The 16351-nt window shown below is 63.8% G+C and carries 18 protein-coding genes and 1 pseudogene; 7 read left to right on the top strand and 12 right to left on the bottom strand.

The window, feature by feature from the left end; translation table 11 throughout:
• Positions 1–454 precede the first annotated feature (454 nt).
• The 5 genes from pqqA to pqqE all read left to right on the top strand — a co-directional run bounded on the left by pqqA (position 455) and on the right by pqqE (position 3912).
• On the top strand, positions 455–529 hold the full coding sequence (gene pqqA, locus SB772_RS37005; protein ID WP_013342881.1) for a pyrroloquinoline quinone precursor peptide PqqA: 75 nt from the start codon (positions 455–457) through the stop codon (positions 527–529).
• Between the two features lie 150 nt (positions 530–679).
• Positions 680–1600, top strand: a complete 921-nt coding sequence (gene pqqB / locus SB772_RS37000) for a pyrroloquinoline quinone biosynthesis protein PqqB (protein WP_410838069.1) — start codon at positions 680–682, stop codon at positions 1598–1600.
• A gap of 47 nt (positions 1601–1647) precedes the next feature.
• Positions 1648–2388, top strand: coding sequence for a pyrroloquinoline-quinone synthase PqqC (gene pqqC, locus SB772_RS36995; RefSeq protein WP_410838068.1), 741 nt, complete (start codon positions 1648–1650; stop codon positions 2386–2388).
• Positions 2385–2675 carry a pyrroloquinoline quinone biosynthesis peptide chaperone PqqD gene (gene pqqD, locus SB772_RS36990; RefSeq protein ID WP_410838067.1) on the top strand — a complete coding sequence of 97 codons (291 nt, stop codon included), beginning with the start codon at positions 2385–2387 and terminating at the stop codon, positions 2673–2675. Before pqqC ends, pqqD begins: the two co-directional genes overlap by 4 nt.
• 4 nt (positions 2676–2679) lie before the next feature.
• Positions 2680–3912, top strand: a complete 1233-nt coding sequence (gene pqqE, locus SB772_RS36985; protein WP_410838066.1) for a pyrroloquinoline quinone biosynthesis protein PqqE — start codon at positions 2680–2682, stop codon at positions 3910–3912.
• A gap of 15 nt (positions 3913–3927) precedes the next feature.
• Here pqqE and SB772_RS36980 read toward each other — a convergent pair whose 3' ends face one another.
• From SB772_RS36980 to SB772_RS36960, 5 genes are all read right to left on the bottom strand, one after another.
• Positions 3928–4986: a beta-propeller fold lactonase family protein gene (locus SB772_RS36980; RefSeq protein ID WP_410838065.1), complete on the bottom strand. Its 1059-nt coding sequence runs from the start codon at positions 4984–4986 to the stop codon at positions 3928–3930.
• Positions 4987–5103: 117 nt separating this feature from the next.
• Complete coding sequence (locus SB772_RS36975) at positions 5104–6240, bottom strand: porin (protein ID WP_410838064.1); 1137 nt, start codon at positions 6238–6240, stop codon at positions 5104–5106.
• A 497-nt stretch (positions 6241–6737) separates the two neighbouring features.
• On the bottom strand, positions 6738–7097 hold the full coding sequence (locus SB772_RS36970) for a hypothetical protein (RefSeq protein ID WP_410838063.1): 360 nt from the start codon (positions 7095–7097) through the stop codon (positions 6738–6740).
• 6 nt (positions 7098–7103) lie between these two features.
• Positions 7104–8714 carry a heavy metal translocating P-type ATPase gene (locus tag SB772_RS36965; protein ID WP_410838062.1) on the bottom strand — a complete coding sequence of 537 codons (1611 nt, stop codon included), beginning with the start codon at positions 8712–8714 and terminating at the stop codon, positions 7104–7106.
• On the bottom strand, positions 8711–9034 hold the full coding sequence (locus SB772_RS36960; protein WP_410838061.1) for a hypothetical protein: 324 nt from the start codon (positions 9032–9034) through the stop codon (positions 8711–8713). The genes SB772_RS36965 and SB772_RS36960 overlap by 4 nt, the downstream gene beginning before the upstream one ends.
• A 14-nt stretch (positions 9035–9048) precedes the next feature.
• On the opposite strand from SB772_RS36960, the pseudogene SB772_RS36955 reads away from it, so the two are divergent.
• A pseudogene (locus tag SB772_RS36955) lies at positions 9049–9168 on the top strand (DDE-type integrase/transposase/recombinase); the annotation flags it as partial.
• A 49-nt stretch (positions 9169–9217) separates the two neighbouring features.
• On the opposite strand, the gene SB772_RS36950 reads toward SB772_RS36955, so the two are convergent.
• The 5 genes from SB772_RS36950 to SB772_RS36930 all read right to left on the bottom strand — a co-directional run bounded on the left by SB772_RS36950 (position 9218) and on the right by SB772_RS36930 (position 13855).
• Positions 9218–10198 (bottom strand): alpha/beta hydrolase, encoded by a 981-nt coding sequence (locus SB772_RS36950; protein ID WP_410838060.1) that lies wholly within the window; start codon positions 10196–10198, stop codon positions 9218–9220.
• Positions 10191–10700 (bottom strand): thioesterase family protein, encoded by a 510-nt coding sequence (locus tag SB772_RS36945; protein WP_410838059.1) that lies wholly within the window; start codon positions 10698–10700, stop codon positions 10191–10193. Before SB772_RS36945 ends, SB772_RS36950 begins: the two co-directional genes overlap by 8 nt.
• A gap of 106 nt (positions 10701–10806) precedes the next feature.
• Positions 10807–11772 carry an L-carnitine dehydrogenase gene (locus SB772_RS36940; protein WP_410838058.1) on the bottom strand — a complete coding sequence of 322 codons (966 nt, stop codon included), beginning with the start codon at positions 11770–11772 and terminating at the stop codon, positions 10807–10809.
• Between the two features lie 85 nt (positions 11773–11857).
• On the bottom strand, positions 11858–12787 hold the full coding sequence (locus SB772_RS36935; protein WP_410838057.1) for a 3-keto-5-aminohexanoate cleavage protein: 930 nt from the start codon (positions 12785–12787) through the stop codon (positions 11858–11860).
• Positions 12788–12892: 105 nt separating this feature from the next.
• Positions 12893–13855, bottom strand: coding sequence for a choline ABC transporter substrate-binding protein (locus SB772_RS36930; protein ID WP_410838056.1), 963 nt, complete (start codon positions 13853–13855; stop codon positions 12893–12895).
• 405 nt (positions 13856–14260) lie between these two features.
• Here SB772_RS36930 and SB772_RS36925 point away from each other — a divergent pair, with 405 nt between their 5' ends.
• The gene (locus SB772_RS36925; RefSeq protein ID WP_410838055.1) at positions 14261–15271 is read left to right on the top strand and encodes a GlxA family transcriptional regulator; all 1011 of its coding nucleotides are present in this window, start codon (positions 14261–14263) and stop codon (positions 15269–15271) included.
• 39 nt (positions 15272–15310) lie between these two features.
• Here SB772_RS36925 and SB772_RS36920 read toward each other — a convergent pair whose 3' ends face one another.
• Positions 15311–15964, bottom strand: a complete 654-nt coding sequence (locus SB772_RS36920; RefSeq protein ID WP_410838054.1) for a type II secretion system protein — start codon at positions 15962–15964, stop codon at positions 15311–15313.
• The gene (locus tag SB772_RS36915) at positions 15961–16350 is read right to left on the bottom strand and encodes a type IV pilin protein (protein ID WP_410838053.1); all 390 of its coding nucleotides are present in this window, start codon (positions 16348–16350) and stop codon (positions 15961–15963) included. Before SB772_RS36915 ends, SB772_RS36920 begins: the two co-directional genes overlap by 4 nt.
• Position 16351: the final 1 nt, after the last annotated feature.

The raw sequence follows: 16351 nt of genomic DNA, 5'->3' as shown, positions 1-16351 counted from the left end.
ATGCGGATGCGACATCGCCCGCTTCACGGGCGGCGTCGAATACGGGGTGGCACAACCCTATCGGATGCGCTTTGATCTGAACGTGTTTGGATTCAAATCGTCGATTGCCTGGTTAGGGCGGGTCGGCTGAGGGAGATGGCACCGCTTTACGCTTTTTCACCATAAAGCCGGCCTCTTTAAGCGTAGGCCAAGCGATCCCTTTTTTCCAGACGGTATAGCGGCGAACGGGCATTTATTGCTCTGATCGCGGCGTGCACAATTCTTTACCGGCTGCCCGATTAGGCGCATCATCGGGCGTGTCGGCTTCGCGCTGCTGTCATGCCTGCCGAAGCGCCAACGGGTGCTTCAATCCGTTTCAGGCATGCAGCTTGCGTAGAGCGCGAAACGGGGCCGGCGCCGCGACCCGGACTGCGGCAATGTCATTGTGTCCAGGCCAAAAAATGGAGGTACGAACATGCAATGGACAACGCCTAGCTACACCGATATGCGTTTCGGTTTTGAAATCACGATGTATATCGCCACGCGTTAAGCCCGCTTGAGCCGCGAATGGCGGCTTTGCGAATACTTTTCGCCAATCCGGTTTGCCTGCCTGACCGGCGCTGCGAACACTGCCGGTTTCGTCGCTCAACGACCGAACCGCCGTCGCGGCAGCGCCGGGCGACCACGCGCGCAGGGCAACATGAAGATCAAGGTACTCGGCTCATCGGCAGGCGGCGGCTTCCCACAATGGAACTGCAATTGCCCCAATTGCGACGGCGTGCGGCGCGGCACGCTGAAGGCGACACGCCGCACGCAGTCGTCGATCGCGGTCAGCGCGAATGGCGAAGACTGGCTTCTCGTCAACGCGTCGCCCGACCTGCTCGCGCAGATTGCCGCCACTCCCGAACTGCAGCCCGCCCGGCGTATCCGTGACAGCGGCATTGCCGCCGTCCTCGTGATGGACGCGCAGATCGACCATGTCACCGGCCTTCTGATGCTGCGCGAGCGCGATACGCCGTTGCCGCTCTACACCACGGACGCGGTCTGGCAGGACTTGCGCACCAGCTTCCCGGTCGGACCGATCCTGTCGCACTACTGCGGAGTCGACCACCGTAGCATCGCGCTTGACGGCACGCCGATCACGCACGCCGCGCTGCCCGGCGTGCAGATCGGAGTGCTGCCGCTATTGAGCAAGGCCCCGCCCTACTCGCCGCACCGCGAAGCGCCCGAGCGCGGCGACAACATTGGCCTCGTCATCACCAGCCAGCAGTCCGGCAAACGCGTGTTCTATGCGCCTGGCCTGGGCGCGATCGAGCCGCATGTGCTCGCGGCGATGCGCAGCGCGGATCTGCTGCTGGTCGACGGCACGCTGTGGACCGGGCACGAAATGATCCGCCTGGGGCTGTCGAAGAAAAGCGCGGCGGATATGGGCCATCTGCCGCAATCCGGGCCGGGCGGCATGATCGAAGTGCTCGACTCGCTGGGCACCCGGACCGTGCGCAAGGTGCTGATCCACATCAACAATACGAATCCGATCCTCGTCGAGGACGGTCCCGAGCGCAGCGTGCTGTCCGAACACGGGATCGAAGTCGCCAGCGACGGCATGACGTTCGAATTGTGAGCAGCGGCTGTTCAATCACGGAACGCGAAACGGAACGAGGAGACCAGATGAACGCACAGGACACCTTCGGCACGGCGCCTGTCCGCGAGACCTGCGTGATGCAGCCCGCCTGGAGCCGCGACGACTTCGAAGCGCAGTTGCGCGCCAGGAGCACGGCCTACCATATCCATCATCCGTTCAACGTGAAAATGAATAGCGGCGGCTGCTCGCGCGAACAGATTCGCGGCTGGGTAGCGAACCGCTTCTACTATCAGATCAACCTTCCTCTGAAGGACGCGGCGATCCTCTCCAACTGTCCGGACCGTGAGACGCGCCGCCACTGGGTGCAGCGCATCCTCGACCATGACGGCTACGGCGATCACGAAGGCGGCATCGAGGCGTGGACGCGCCTCGCCGACGCCGTGGGGCTCACGCGCGACGACCTGTGGTCGCTCAGGCATGTAACGCCGGGCGTGCGCTTCGCCGTCGATGCCTACGTGAATTTCGCCCGTCGCGCGCCGTGGCAGGACGCGGTGTGCTCGTCGCTCACCGAAATGTTCGCCCCGCAGATTCACCGCGACCGCCTCGCGACCTGGCCGGAGCATTATCCATGGATCGATGCGGCTGGCCTCGCCTATTTCCGCGCGCGGATCTCGCTCGCGCAGCGCGACGTCCTGCACGGCCTTGCTGTCACGCTCGATCATTTCACACGGCGCGACCAGCAGGAACGGGCTCTCGCGATCCTGCAGTTCAAGCTCGACATTCTGTGGACCATGCTGGATTCGATCGAAAAGGCCTTCCCGCAATGAAAGACACCTTGCGCGCCGCCGACGCAGCGCCGTCCCCTCAGCGCCCGAAAATCGCGACACTGTTTCGCATGCAATGGGAACCGGCGCAGAATGCTCATGTGTTGCTCTACCCCGAGGGCATGGTGAAGCTCAACCAGAGCGCAGCGGAAATCCTCAAACGCTGCGACGGCACGCGCGATCTGGATACGCTGATCGTCGATCTGGAACAGGCGTTCAACGCGACGGGCATCGCCGCCGAAGTGCGCGCCTTTGTAGCCGAAGCGCGCGCGCGCGGCTGGCTGGAGTAAAGCAATGACCAATCTCTCGCCCGCCGTTGCACGGGAACAGCAGGCCGAGGCCACGCACGGCGTCGCCCCGCCGCTCTGGCTGCTTGCTGAGCTCACCTACCGTTGCCCGTTGCACTGCGCGTTCTGCTCCAACCCGACCGACTACACCGAGCACAGCCTCGAACTCGATACCGTGCAATGGATCGACGTGCTGCGCGAGGCGCGCGCGCTAGGCGCCGCGCAACTCGGATTCTCCGGCGGCGAGCCGCTGTTGCGCGACGACCTCGAAGTGCTGGTCGGCGAAGCGCGCAAGCTCGGTTTTTACACCAACCTGATTACGTCGGGGGTCGGGCTGACCGACAAGCGGCTCGGCGATCTGAAGGCGGCTGGCCTTGATCATATCCAGTTGTCGTTCCAGGATTCGACGCAGGAACTCAACGACTTCCTGAGCAGCACGCACACGTTCGACCTGAAGCTGCGCGTGGCGGCATCGATCAAGCAGCATGGCTATCCGATGGTGCTCAACTGTGTGCTGCACCGCTACAACCTGCCGCACGTCGACAAGATCATTGAAATGGCGCTCGCGATGGGCGCCGAGTATCTGGAGCTGGCCAATACCCAATACTACGGTTGGGCACAAACGAACCGCGCCCAACTGCTGCCGACACGCGAACAACTTGAAGCGGCCGAAGAGGTGGTGGCGCGCTATCGACGTACGCACGGCGCGCGCTGCAAGATCTTTTTCGTCGTGCCTGACTACTTCGAGAACCGGCCGAAGCGCTGCATGAACGGCTGGGGCGCGGTATTCCTCGGCGTCGCGCCGGACGGCGCCGCGCTGCCATGCCATGCCGCGCGCGGTCTGCCGGGTCTCACGTTCCCGAACGTGACGAAGATGCCGTTGCGCGAGATCTGGTACGAAAGCGCAGCATTCAACCGCTTTCGCGGTTTCGACTGGATGAAGGAGCCGTGCCGCAGTTGCGATGAAAAGGCCAAAGACCTCGGCGGCTGCCGCTGTCAGGCCTATCTGTTGACCGGCGACGCCGCCAACGCTGACCCGGTCTGCGACAAGTCGCCGGCGCACGAGCAGATCGTGCAGATGGTGCGCGCCGCAGCGGCGGCCGGAGGAACGCGGGTACAGCCCATTCTGTTTCGCAGCGATGCGAACTCCCGCAAGCTCGCGACCGCACAACATGCTGCCCCCGCAGCACAAGAGCCTGGTCAGCCGGATAGCTGCGGCAGTCCACGCGCATTTCGATGACGCCCGGCGCCCCAACTATCGCGACTCGATCGAGCCGTTGCTGCGCGGATACACGACGATACCCCACGCGAGCGGCAATGCGCCGATCTCCTTGATCGGCTGGTAGGTCTGCGCGTCCAGCACATAGACCGAATTGGAGCGCCCGCACGCGAGCAGCAATTCCGTGCCGGCCGGCGTGAAGCTGAAGTGCCAGCAACGCTGCCCGACCGGGACGTCGGCGACATGCTCGTAGCTGTGTGCGTCGAAGACCTGGAGTGTCTTGTCCCGCGCCGCCGCCACGAAGAGCAGCCGGCCCTGCGGCCCGAACCCGACGCCATACGGCCCGAGCTTCGTATCGACGGTCTTGACGACCCGCAGATCGTGCGCGTCCAGCACCACGAACTGGCTCAACGATTCCAGCGTGACGACGTAGTACCTGCCGTCGGGCGACGCCTTTATGCCGCGCGGACGGCCGCCGGCGGCAAGCTGCACGGTCCTGATCGGCACGCCCGTGCCGGCGTGATAGACCGACACCGTATCGTCGCCTTCATTGGTCACGAGCATCGTGTTGCCGTCACGCGAGAATTCGACGCCTTCGGTTTCGTGACCGCTTTTCACGGAGCGAACCAGGCGCAATGTCTTTAGATCCACAATTGCGATTTCCGCGGGGAGCTTGTCCGCATCGTCGCTCGCACCCTGCCTGGCCGGCGGACCGCCTTCGTCGCCCGGCTCGTACGTCACGTACACGTAGCCGTTGTGCACACGCACATACTCCGGGTTCTTGCCGATCTTCACCCGCCGCACGACATTGCCCTTGTCCGTATCGATCACCGCCAGATCGCCGGTGTTCTTGTTGGCCACAAAGAGCAAAGTGCCATCGGCGTTCAGGCTCAGACCGCGCGGGCCATCAGTGCCGACCGGAAAAGTCTTCGCGAGGCTCATCTGGTCCAGATCGATCACGCCGACGCCGCCTGTCTCGCTCGTCACATAGGCCGTAGGCGCCCCCGCATGCGCCGCGCCGGCAACCAGAACGAGCGCGGCGGCCAGAACCAATGGCGGCAGGGTGCCGCGGATGGGCCATCGCATCTCCGGCATAGTGTTCTCCCTAATGGAATCGCTCTTTGGAACGGACTGCGCGCCATGCAACGAAGATAGTCCATCCGGCAGTTGTTTGGCAACGGATGCGGGCGGGGGCGTTTCCAGACGTGCCGATCAGAAGCGAACCCGCATGCCCACCGTAACGGCCGTCTGCTGATTCGTATTCGAGGCGCTCAGCCCGTTGATCACTGCGTGAATGTCGCTGCCGCCCGTGTTGCCGACGTGCTGGTATACGCCTTCAAGATAAACGTCGGTTTTCTTCGACAATGCGTATGCCGCCTGCAGGCTGAACTGATTCCACTTCGGGCTCACGCCGTCGATCCGGCTGTCCGTGTACGTGTACGCGCCGGAAAGGGTCACGGCCGGCGTCAGGTCGTAGCGCGCGTTCAACTCGTAGTTGTTGAAGCGCGCACCCGTACCGCCCAACGAAAGCCCGCTCGACGTGCCGGATGCCGAAGCGCCGATACCGGTCAGGCTATCCAGGTGTGTCTGCGTGAACACCAGCCCCACCGCCGCCGGCCCGAACGCGTAATTCGCACCGACGCCCCAGGTTCGCTGGGACTGGGCGGTAAACGTCGAATCGTCGCTCACCGCGCCGCCGGTGTTAGTCGAAGACCCGCTGTTGTTGAGTTGCAGATAGCCGGCGGCGACATCCAACGGTCCGTAGTTGTACGATGCACCGAAACTGTACGCGCGGTTATTCGCAAAGCCGTCCGACTGATTCGAGAAACCATACAACCCGCTTAACTTTAGTCCTCCGTAGTTAACGCTCTGGTACTTAACCGAATTGCTGATGCGGAACGAGTTATCCAGATTGTCGTTGTCATACGGATGCGCCGCGTGCGTGCCACCCGACGACGTGCCGGTCAACGACAGCGGTCCGAGATAGTCGACGACGGAATCATACTGACGGCCGAGAGTCACTGCCCCGTACTGGTCGCTCGACAAACCGACGAACGCCTGGCGGCCAAACTCTCGGCCGCCCTGACCGGTGCTGCCATTCGTTATGTTGAAGCCGCTTTCCAGTGTGAAGATCGCCTTCAACCCGCTGCCCAGATCCTCCGACCCGCGCAGCCCCCAGCGGCTGCCGTTGACGCCACCACTCGTTTCCTGAAAGTTGCTGTGACCGCCTTGATTACTGGTGTAGGTAATCCCCGCATCGATCAGTCCGTAAAGCGTCACGCTGTTTTGTGCATGGGCGGCGCCGGCGAACGAACCGAGTGCTGCGAGTGTGAAAAGCGATTTCTTCATGGGCAATTCTCCGAATGCTGATACTGCTGAACAAGTTGTACAGAATGAGAGGCGCGACGATAGTCGAACCCTTTGCGGGTTTCTGCCATTCACTGCTAGTCGGACCGGCAACGCATGCGCCAGTCGCAAATCGATTTAAGCGCACTATTCATCGTGCGCCGTCGTCTTTTGACAACGTGCAGGATTACCGGTGGTTTCAGCGTTTCGAGAGTGAAGTCCCACGCACACCCTGTCGAGGCATCCGCGTGATCTACGTTCCGGCGTTGTAAGCCGTGTCGTACAAGAGACAGGGCGGCTCGGGCGGGTCGGCGCGCTCAACGTGCGGGCTGGCCCGCTCCGTTACAGGTTCGTGATCTTCGAAAGATTTTCAAAGATTGCGTGGGTGTTAGCAGGCGACGCTTCGTTCGCCGTCGACATCGACCGGCGCGATTTCCTTAATGGCCCAGTGATAGTCATAGGCCGCGTTCAGCACGCGGCGCCGGTTTCAAGCATCAACCTCACGCACGCTCGATCACACGAGCATCGTCGTCCATGCGCAGCAGCCGCCCCGCGTTGGCGATCACAATGAACGTGCCGAGGTTATGCAACAGCGCGACCCAAACCGCGCTCAGCACACCCGTCGCGGCAAGCGCGATCACCCCGACAGTCCAGCTCAGGCCGATCGCCGCGTTGATCGTCGCGGTATGCAGGCAGCGCCGCCCGAGCCGGACACAGGTGGGGATACGCCGCAGATCGTCACCGAGCAGCACGACATCCGCGGACGCGACCGCAATGTCGATGCCCCGCTCGCCCATGGCGATACTGGTGGGGCCGGCCTTGATGGCGAGCACATCGTTCAAGCCGTCGCCGACCACCAACGGATGCTAGCCGGCTGCCATTTCGTGCACGACGTAGTCCAGCTTGTCGTGCGGTAACGCTTGCGCCACCACCAGTTCGATGCCGGTTTCTGCCGCGAGCTCGCGCGCAACCGGCTCGCGATCGCCAGTCAGAAGCGTCTGGCGCGTCAGTCCCAGGTCGCGCAATGCCGACAACGCGCCGCGCGCCTCGGCGCGCAGCGCATCCGCAAAACCAAACCATGCGAGGAACCTGCCGTTCAGTGCAAGACCGACACAGGGTCCTTCGATCGCGCGAGGCGGCTCCGGCAACGCCTGCACATGTTCCGCGAGCAAGCCGTAGCGGCCGAGCACCGCCACGCCTTCCGGCGTCCCCCCCACAATGCCGAGCCCCCGTAACTCGCGCGTATGTTCGAACGGCGCGTGCTCGAACCCAGCCGGTTCGAAATCGGTCACGTAACGCAGCAGCGCGCGGCTCACCGGATGCGCGCTGCTGCCGCCGAGCCGGGCCGCAAGTTCGAGCACCTGCGCCTGATCGACGCCCGGCTCCAGGAACACGGTTTCAACACGCAATTCGCCGTAGGTCAGCGTGCCGGTCTTGTCGATCACCAGCGAATCGATCTGGGCAAACTTGTCCAGAAACGCGGCACTCCTGAACAGGATGCCGTGCCGTGCGCCCACGGCAATGCCGGCGATGGCCGTCGACGGCGCCGCGAGCACCAGCGCGCACGGGCACGCCGCGACAATCACGGCCAGCATCGCCGACGCATTCGACGAGGCGAACCACACGATCGCCGCAATCAGCAGCACGAGGCAAAGATAACCGCCCATGTAGCGTTCGAGCATCTGCGTAATCGGTGGCTTCGCCTGCTCGGCGCGCTGCATGAGTTCGATGATCTTGCCGAGCGTCGACTGCTTGCCCGCGTGCGTGACCTCGATGCGCAGCGGCCCGTCGAGATTCATCGCGCCGCCGAATACCGCGGTCCCCGCCTCCACGTCGAGCGGCACGGACTCGCCGGTGATGGGCCCGTTATCGACACTGGACTGGCCATGCTGGACGACGCCGTCGGCAGGAATCCGCGCACCGGCCACGACTTCGATCAGATCGCCCGCGCGCACCGCTTCATACGGCACCTCTTCGATTGCACCGTCCGCGCCGACGCGCCGCACCTTGCCCGACGTCAACCTGCCGAGCGCCCGGATCGCCTCTTGCGAGCCAAGCACGCTGCGCTCTTCGAGCGCGTGCCCGAACGTCATCACGATCGGCAACAAGGCGGCCGTCGCCATGTCTCCCACCGCCCACGCCGCCAGCATCGCGAGCGCGATCAGCCGATCGGTCACGCCGTGCAGGCTGGGCGTCTTCAGGCTGCGCCACGCGCTGGCGAACACCGGGCCCGCGACGACGAGCGACGCGAGTCCCGCCAGCACTTGCGCGAGCGCCTCGCCACCCGCGGCGAAATGCCCCCACGCCAGCGATAACACCAGAAGACCGCCGGCCAGCAACGCAAGCGCGATTTGCCGCGACACTGTCCGCTGCTCGGATGCCGACAATGCAATTGCCGGCCCCGGCGGCAACTGGCCTGCCGCGCCGGCCTGCCACGCGTCATCCGCCGGGATTGTTTGCTCGATATTCGCGCTCATCTGGCGTTCCCCGGCAGAATCAGATTCGAGGTATTGCGAGGATCGACGGTCGTCACGCCTGCCGCTTTCGACAGGATGCCCTGAACGCGGTCCCGATAGACACGCGCCAGCAAGCCCGGGTCGCTATTGGTTCGCAATGGCGCTTCCAGTTGCTGGATCGTCGAGGTTTTGGACTGTGCGCTCGACACGCGTTCGACCGCGCTCGCTTGTGCGTTCTGCACGATCCGGTCGGCGTCCTGCTGGGCATCCTGGCGCGTTCTTTCAGCGGCCGTGCGCGCTTCGGCGATGCTCCGCTCGGCCACCTGCAGCGACGTCAGCACGGAGTTGAACGCACCGTCACAAACGCTCCGTCGGCAGGAGCTGGCGCGTCGACGAGACCTACATTAAGGTCAAGGACCAATGGAAATACCTGTATCGCGCCGTCGACAAGGCCGGTAACACCATCGATTTTCTGTGCGGCTTCGATGCGGCGAGCGTACCGGCCGGCGCGACGCCTTACGCGGCTACGCGCCCGAATGCGCCGCCAGGAAGCGGCACACCGCGGCGTGCATCGATTGCACACCGGGGCTCGATCCGAGCGCGCGCCAGCAGCCGTGCACGAGTCCGGTGCCGATCCGCCACTCGGCCTGGCCGCCTGCCGCGCCGATGCGTTCGGCGAAGACGCGCGCATCGTCGCGCAACGGATCGTGTTCGACGCCGATTGCGAGCGTCGGCGGCAGACCGTCGAAGCGGGTTGCCTCGAGCGGGATGGTCCATGCCGGCCGCGGCACGGCGCATGTGACGTCCGTTAGCTTGCCCCAGTAGAGATCGCGAAACGCGTGGACGTCGGCGAGCGTGAGCATCGGCGCGTGCGCTTCGCTCTCACGCGCGGGCAGTTGCGGCTCGATGCCGAGCATCGGATAGATCAGTGCAAGCCCTTCTATGCCTTCAATACCACGGTCGCGCAAGCGCATCGCGACGCTGGCGGCGAGATTGCCGCCGGCGCTATCGCCCGCGAGTTGCAGCGGGCCATCCTGACTCTGTATCGACGCGAAAGGCAAACGGTGTTCAAGTGCGGCGAGCGTGACTTCCAGACAATCGTCGTGCGCGGCAGGCGCGCGGTGCTCGGGGGCGAGACGGTAATCGACCGCGATCACGTCGAGACCTGTATCCGCTGCGAGACGCGCGGTGACGAGCTGATGGCTGTCCAACGATCCAACGACGAAGCCGCCGCCGTGGAAGTACAAAACGGTGCCACTGCTGTGGGTGCTTGCCGTGGTCCCCGTGTTCCTCATCTTCCGATAGAGACGCAGCTTGACCGGATGCCCCGCACGCGCTTTGAACACGGCGTCTTGGGTGCTCACATCCGGCGGCAACGGCGGCGTGAACGCTGCCGCGTAGCGGTCGTAAATCGCGCGCTGTCCATGTGGCGGCAATAGCGCGGTATGCGCCGGATAGATCGAAGCAGTCCGTTCGATAAACGCGGCGATAGCCGGCTCAAACATGCTTGCTTTCGCCCTTCGGCGCTTTGACCGGCAAGCCGATCGCGCGGCCAGCGAAGCGCGCCGGGGGCAGCGCGGCGTGCGCGTCGGCCAACGCGCGCACGCGCGCTTCGACGTCCGGGTCGAATGGCGCCGCACGCGGTCCGCTCGTATCCACGTGCAGCAGCATCTGCTCGCCGGCGGCTACGGGTTCGGCGCCGTCGTCGGCGAACATTTCGAGGTACAGGTGCAAGCGCTTCGCATCGTGCGCGAGCACTCGCATGTCGACGCGGACCTGCGCGCCCGCCTTGATCTCGTGCAGATAGTTGATATGGGCTTCAAGCGTGTAGATCGAGCGGCTGCGCGCTTTGCGCACGGCGTCGGGCAAGCCGATCTGGTCGATCAGCAAGTCCGTGGCGAAGCTGAAGACCAGCAGGTAGAACGCGTCGCGCAGGTGGCCGTTGTAGTCGACCCATTCGGCGCGCACTGTATCGCGGTAACTGGGCAACGTGAGGCTGTTCGGCATGTGCAATGGTTTCCTTCATCCGTGTAGGCTGCATCGGCACGCGACGAGGTTCGGCCGATGCAGGGTGCGCTTCTTTCGCCACGCGCGACGCGTGACGCGTTACTCGTTACTCGTCCGGATGCAAACCGTGGCGCGCTTTAGCCTCGCTGATCGCCGTCAGCACGCTCGTGATGCAGTCGTCGCGATAACGCTCGAGTTGCTTGATCGAGCGCGGCCCCACCTGTTCGGCGGTGCCGTCCACGACGCGATCGATCAGTTCGTCGGTGAGCGTGGGCGCCACCAGTTTAGTCCATGGCAACGCCAATGCCGGGCCGAATTGCTGCATGAAGTGGCGCATGCCGGCATCGCCACCTGCCAGCGTGTACGTCAGGAACGTGCCCATGAACGACCAGCGGATACCCGCGCCGAAGCGGATCGCATCGTCGATTTCACCGGTGCTCGCGACGCCTTCGTTGACCAGATGCAAGGCCTCGCGCCACAACGCTTCGAGCAGACGGTCGGCGATAAAGCCGGGCACTTCCTTGCGCACCCGCAGTGGCCGCATCGACAGCGAACGATAGATGTGCAGCGCGGCGTCGATCGTTTCCGGCGCGGTGTGCTCGCCGCCGAGCACTTCGACAAGCGGCAGCAGATACACCGGATTAAACGGATGCCCGACGATGCAGCGCTGCGGATTGACAGCGCGTGCGTAGAAATCGCTCGGCAACAACCCGGAGGTCGACGATGCAATGATGGCATCGGGCTTCGCCGCGCGGCTGATCTGCTCGTGCAACGCGAGCTTCAATTCTTCGCGCTCCGGCGCGCTCTCCTGAATGAAATCCGCCTGGGCGACACACGCTTCGATCGTGCTGACGAACCGCAGGCGCGCTTGCGAAGCGCCCTTTGCAAGTCCCACCCGTTCAAGCGCCGGCCACGCATTCGCGACGTTCTCGCGCAATTGCTTCTCCGCGCCGGGCGCCGGGTCCCACGCGAGCACGTCCAGACCATGCGCGAGCGCGCGCGCCACCCAGCCGCTGCCAATCACGCCCGCGCCGATCGCTGCGAATGTTTTGATATCGACGATTACTGCCATTGCTGACGATCCTTTGCCTTATGGGTTTTCAAATGGGTTTTCAGATAGGTTTTCAAATGCTAAACACGTTCGGAATTGCGTCGATTCAGGCGTACTGTTCGGCCGCCCGGCGTTCCAGCTGCCGCTCGCCACGTGCGGGCAAGCCGAGTTTCCTGCGCCCTTCCGCGGGTGTCAGCGCACGTGCGCCGAGCCGCTCGATGATCTCGACCGCACGCTGCACCAGCGTGCCGTTCGTCGCATGCACGCCTTTGTCGAGCCAGATGTTGTCTTCGAGGCCAACGCGCACGTGGCCGCCGAGCAGCATCGCCTGCGCGACCATCGGCATCTGCATGCGGCCGATACCGAAGCCCGCCCACTGTGCGCCGGGCGGCAGGTTGTCGGCCATCGCCTTCATCGTCGTCGTGTCGGCGGGCGCGCCCCACGGAATGCCCAGGCAAATCTGAAACAGCGGCGGCGCATCGAGCAGCCCTTCCTTGAGAAGCTGTTTGGCGAACCACAGGTGTCCGGTGTCGAAGATTTCCAGCTCCGGCTTCACGCCGAGTTCCTGAATCCGCTTCGCACCGGCGCGCAATTGCGCGGGTGTGGATACATAGATGTAGTCGCCATCGCCGAAATTGAGCGTGCCGCAATCGAGCGTGCAGATTTCCGGCAGCAGTTCCTCGACATGTGCCAGCCGCGTCAAGCCGCCCACCAGATCCGTGTTGGCGCCGAAGCGCATCGGCTCTTCGCCGGGACCGATCTCCAGGTCGCCGCCCATGCCGGCGGTGAGATTGATGATCACGTCTGTGCCCGACGAGCGGATCCGGTCGACCACTTCGCGGTACAGGTTCGGATCGCGGCTGCCGCGCCCGGTTTTCGGGTCGCGTACGTGGCAATGGGCGACCGTGGCGCCGGCCTTGGCCGCTTCGATCGCGGCTCCTGCGATCTGCTTCGGCGTGACGGGGATGGCCGGGTGCTTGCCGACCGTATCGCCTGCGCCGGTAACCGCGCAGGTCACGATGACTTCATGGTTCATGCGTGCTAAATCCTGTGAATTTAAAAATGCGCGTGCCGAAGGTGGCGCGCCTCAGCGGCTCAGTGGCCTTCTCAGCGGCCTTCTTTCTCAGTGGCCTTTCACCGCTCAAAGACCGAGATACGCCTTCACCGCGGGCAGGCCGTCCTTGCCGTCATAGGTCTTCACACCGGCAAGCCATGCATCGAGCACTTGCGGGTTTTTCTTCAGATACGCTTTGGCGGCCTCGGTGGGCTTCTCCTTATTCATCACCGACTGCATCACGACGTTTTCCAGTTGCGTCGTAAAACGCAGATTGCTCACGAGCTTGCCCGCGTTCGGGCAACGCGTCAGATAGTCGGGGGACGTCAGCGTATAAACGCGTGCTTCGCCGTCGTTCGGGCCAAACACGCCGTCACTGCCGGTCAGATATTTCATGTCGATCTGAATGTTCATCGGATGCGGTTCCCAGCCGAGAAACACCACCCATTTCTTCTCGCGGATCGCGCGATCCACCGACACCAGCATGCCGGCTTCACTCGATTCGATCAGCTTGAAACCGCCGAGGCCGAACTGATTGTTCGCGATCATTTTCTGAATCGCCGCATTCGCGCTGCTGCCCGGCTCGATGCCATAGATCTTGCCGTCGAGTTCCGCGCGGTGCTTGGCGATGTCGGCGAACGTCTTGAGCCCCGCGTCGTATTCATAGGTCGGCACGGCGAAGGTCGCTTTGGCACCGGTCAGGTTCGGCGGTTGCAGCACCTGAATGGATTTCGAGTCGACGAACGGCGCGATGGCCTTTTCCTGCACGGGCCACCAGTAGCCGAGCGACACATCGAGTTGTTTGCTCTTCAGGCCCGCGAACGAGATCGGCACCGAAGCGACGGTGGTGACTGGCTGATAGCCGAGCCCTTCGAAAACAGTCGACGCGAGCGCCGTCGTCGACGTGATGTCGGTCCAGCCGATATCGGCAAAATGCACGGCCCGGCAGGCGGCCGGATCTTGCGCGAGCGCCGGCACTGCCGTGACGGCGGCGGCCACGCAAGCAAGGCGGACAAGACGGGCAAGCAGGACTTTGACGCGTAACTTCATGACGTTCCCCCTTTGGACACGTTTTTGCAGCGTGTTTCGAATCGGGCCGCGGACAGGCGGCCCACCAGACTTGCGTGATACAGCTCGACGTGCCGAATGAATCCAGCAGTGAAGTAAAGGTAATGCCCCATATTTCCGCCGAAGCGTCCGCCAGCGACCCGTTCTTGCCCGCGTGCGACCATGAGGGAAAACCAGCACTACGCGCGATGCAGCGCAGCATGGCCGCCGCGCTGAATTTTGGCGTGCCTTGCCGGCCCGCGCGCGGCTTGTTACGCTCACCGGAGGTCCCGGCGTCGGGAGGCCCTGCACCCGGAAGCCCTCGCGTCCGGACGCCCTGCGCCTCATACCCGCCGTCCGGCAACCCCACGTCCGGCCTGCGTTTGTCCTCTGTCGAGTTCCCTCACGATGCCCGAAGATATTTCGTTTCTGCTGCTGCCGGGCTTTTCGGCGCTCGGCTTCATGTCGGCGGTCGAGCCTTTGCGGGTCGCGAACCGCTTTCGCGGCGATCTCTACCGCTGGCACATTCTGAGCCTCGACGGCGCGCCGGTGGCGGCCAGCAACGGCATTTCGATGAACGCGGAAGCCGCGATCGGCGATGTCGAGACGGCGCAGACGCTCTTCGTCGTGGCGGGGTTCGAGCCGCTCGCCTGCTATACGCGCGCGCTGGGCGATTGCCTCAAGCGCCTCGACCGCGCAGGCGCGACGCTAGGCGGAATCGATACCGGCAGCTTCATTCTCGCGGAAGCCGGCCTGTTTGGCGGCTCGGACACTCTCACCGTGCATTGGGAGGCCCTGTCGGCATTCAGCGAGCGTTACCCGGCGTTGGACGCGAGCCAGGAGCTATTCGAAATCGGCGCGCGGCGCATCACCTGCGCGGGCGGCACCGCGTCGATCGACATGATGCTCGATCTGATCGGCCGCAAGCACGGCGCGGCGCTAGCCTCGGCGGTGTCGGAGCAGTTTGTCGTGAGCCGGATCCGGCAACGCTCGGATCATCAGCGCATGGAGATTGCCGCGCGCTACGGCGTGCACAACCGCAAGCTGATTCAGGTGATCAGCGTGATGGAACAGCATATGGAAGAGCCGCTTGCGCCGGATCGACTCGCGCAGGAAATCGGTGTGACACGGCGGCAACTGGAGCGGCTGTTCTGCGCGTCGCTCAAGGACACGCCGACGCATTTCTATCTCCAGTTGCGGCTTGGCCGCGCGCGCGAGTTGCTGCAACAGACCGATATGTCGATCACGTCGATTTGCGTCGCCTGCGGATTCGAGTCGCCATCGCATTTCTCGCGGACTTATCGCGCGCGGTTCGGGGCGAGTCCGAGAAGCGACCGGCACGCGATGGGGGGTGGCGGCGGTGGCGCGCCGTCAAGTGCTGCGGCGCACGCGCCGGTTCCCGCATTATCGGAAAGCTGATCCGGGCGAGTGCGCAGTTGCGATATCGCATAGACCCACTCACCGCAAGCCGCCTACACTGCGCCCGTTGAAACTGGGCAACGTGCTGTTCATCGGGTTGAAGGTGGTCTCCGGCTTTGGGGGCGCGGTCAGGGCGCCGTTGTTCGTATAGTTGCGCACCACGGGCGGCAAATAGAAAAACCGCCAGCCGCCATACGCCTTCTGGTTTTCGAAATCCTGATAACGCAACGAAAATCCCGCCTGCTTGATCGGTGCATCGGTAGAACTGCTATAGATGCCGAAGAAGCGATCGCCCTGTCGCATCAAAACCCAGTCGTTCTTCCCCGTGACCGGATCCGGATAGGCGCGGCGCAGATGATGCAGCGGCGTCGGGAAGCGCGAGTCGTCGAGCAAATCGTCGATCGAGGCGGGGAGCACCCGTCCTGCGCGGTAGTATCGAAGAATCGCCAGCCGGTACTGGTCGCCGACGAACAGCAGCTGTCTCTCCTGTTCGCGCCGGCGTTCCAACGACCACACATCGAGCGCGCCCGCCAGCGCGATCGACATCAGCATCAACGCAATCAGAAGCGCCAGCAGAACCAGTCCGTCCTCGCGCGTGATGACGGTGCGCAACGGCAGCCGCTGCCTTTGCCGTTGTCCGGCACGCCGCGCCGTACGCCCACGTGGATGCATCGGGCGAGCCACCTCGTTCATTGCGCGGCTCCGGCCTGATCTTTGGCCGATCCTTGCGGGCTGCTCGCCGGCGCGATGTCGTATACGCCCGTCTTGCTTTCGTCCGGCGACGCAATCACCGCCCATTTATCATCGCCGTTGACAGGGTCGGCCGGAATCGCACGCAGATAGCGCTTCGTCACCAGTTCGTCGAGCGTGTCCGGATACTGGCCGTTATCGCCATAGTACTTGTCGATGGCGTCGCGCATCACCGCGAGGTTCTGCTGACGCACCTGTTCCTTGCCGCGGTCGATACTGTGCATATAACGGGGCAAGGCGATCGTCAGCAGCAGTCCGATGATCGCCATCACGACCACCAGTTCGATCAGCGTGAAGCCGCTAACTTTGCGCGCGTGAACGGATTTCATG

Origin of the sequence: Paraburkholderia sp. SIMBA_030 (assembly GCF_046535245.1) — a bacterium.
Lineage (GTDB): Bacteria > Pseudomonadota > Gammaproteobacteria > Burkholderiales > Burkholderiaceae > Paraburkholderia.
The sequence above is the reverse complement of the archived record's forward strand: the minus strand, read 5'-3'. Positions and strand labels throughout refer to the sequence as shown.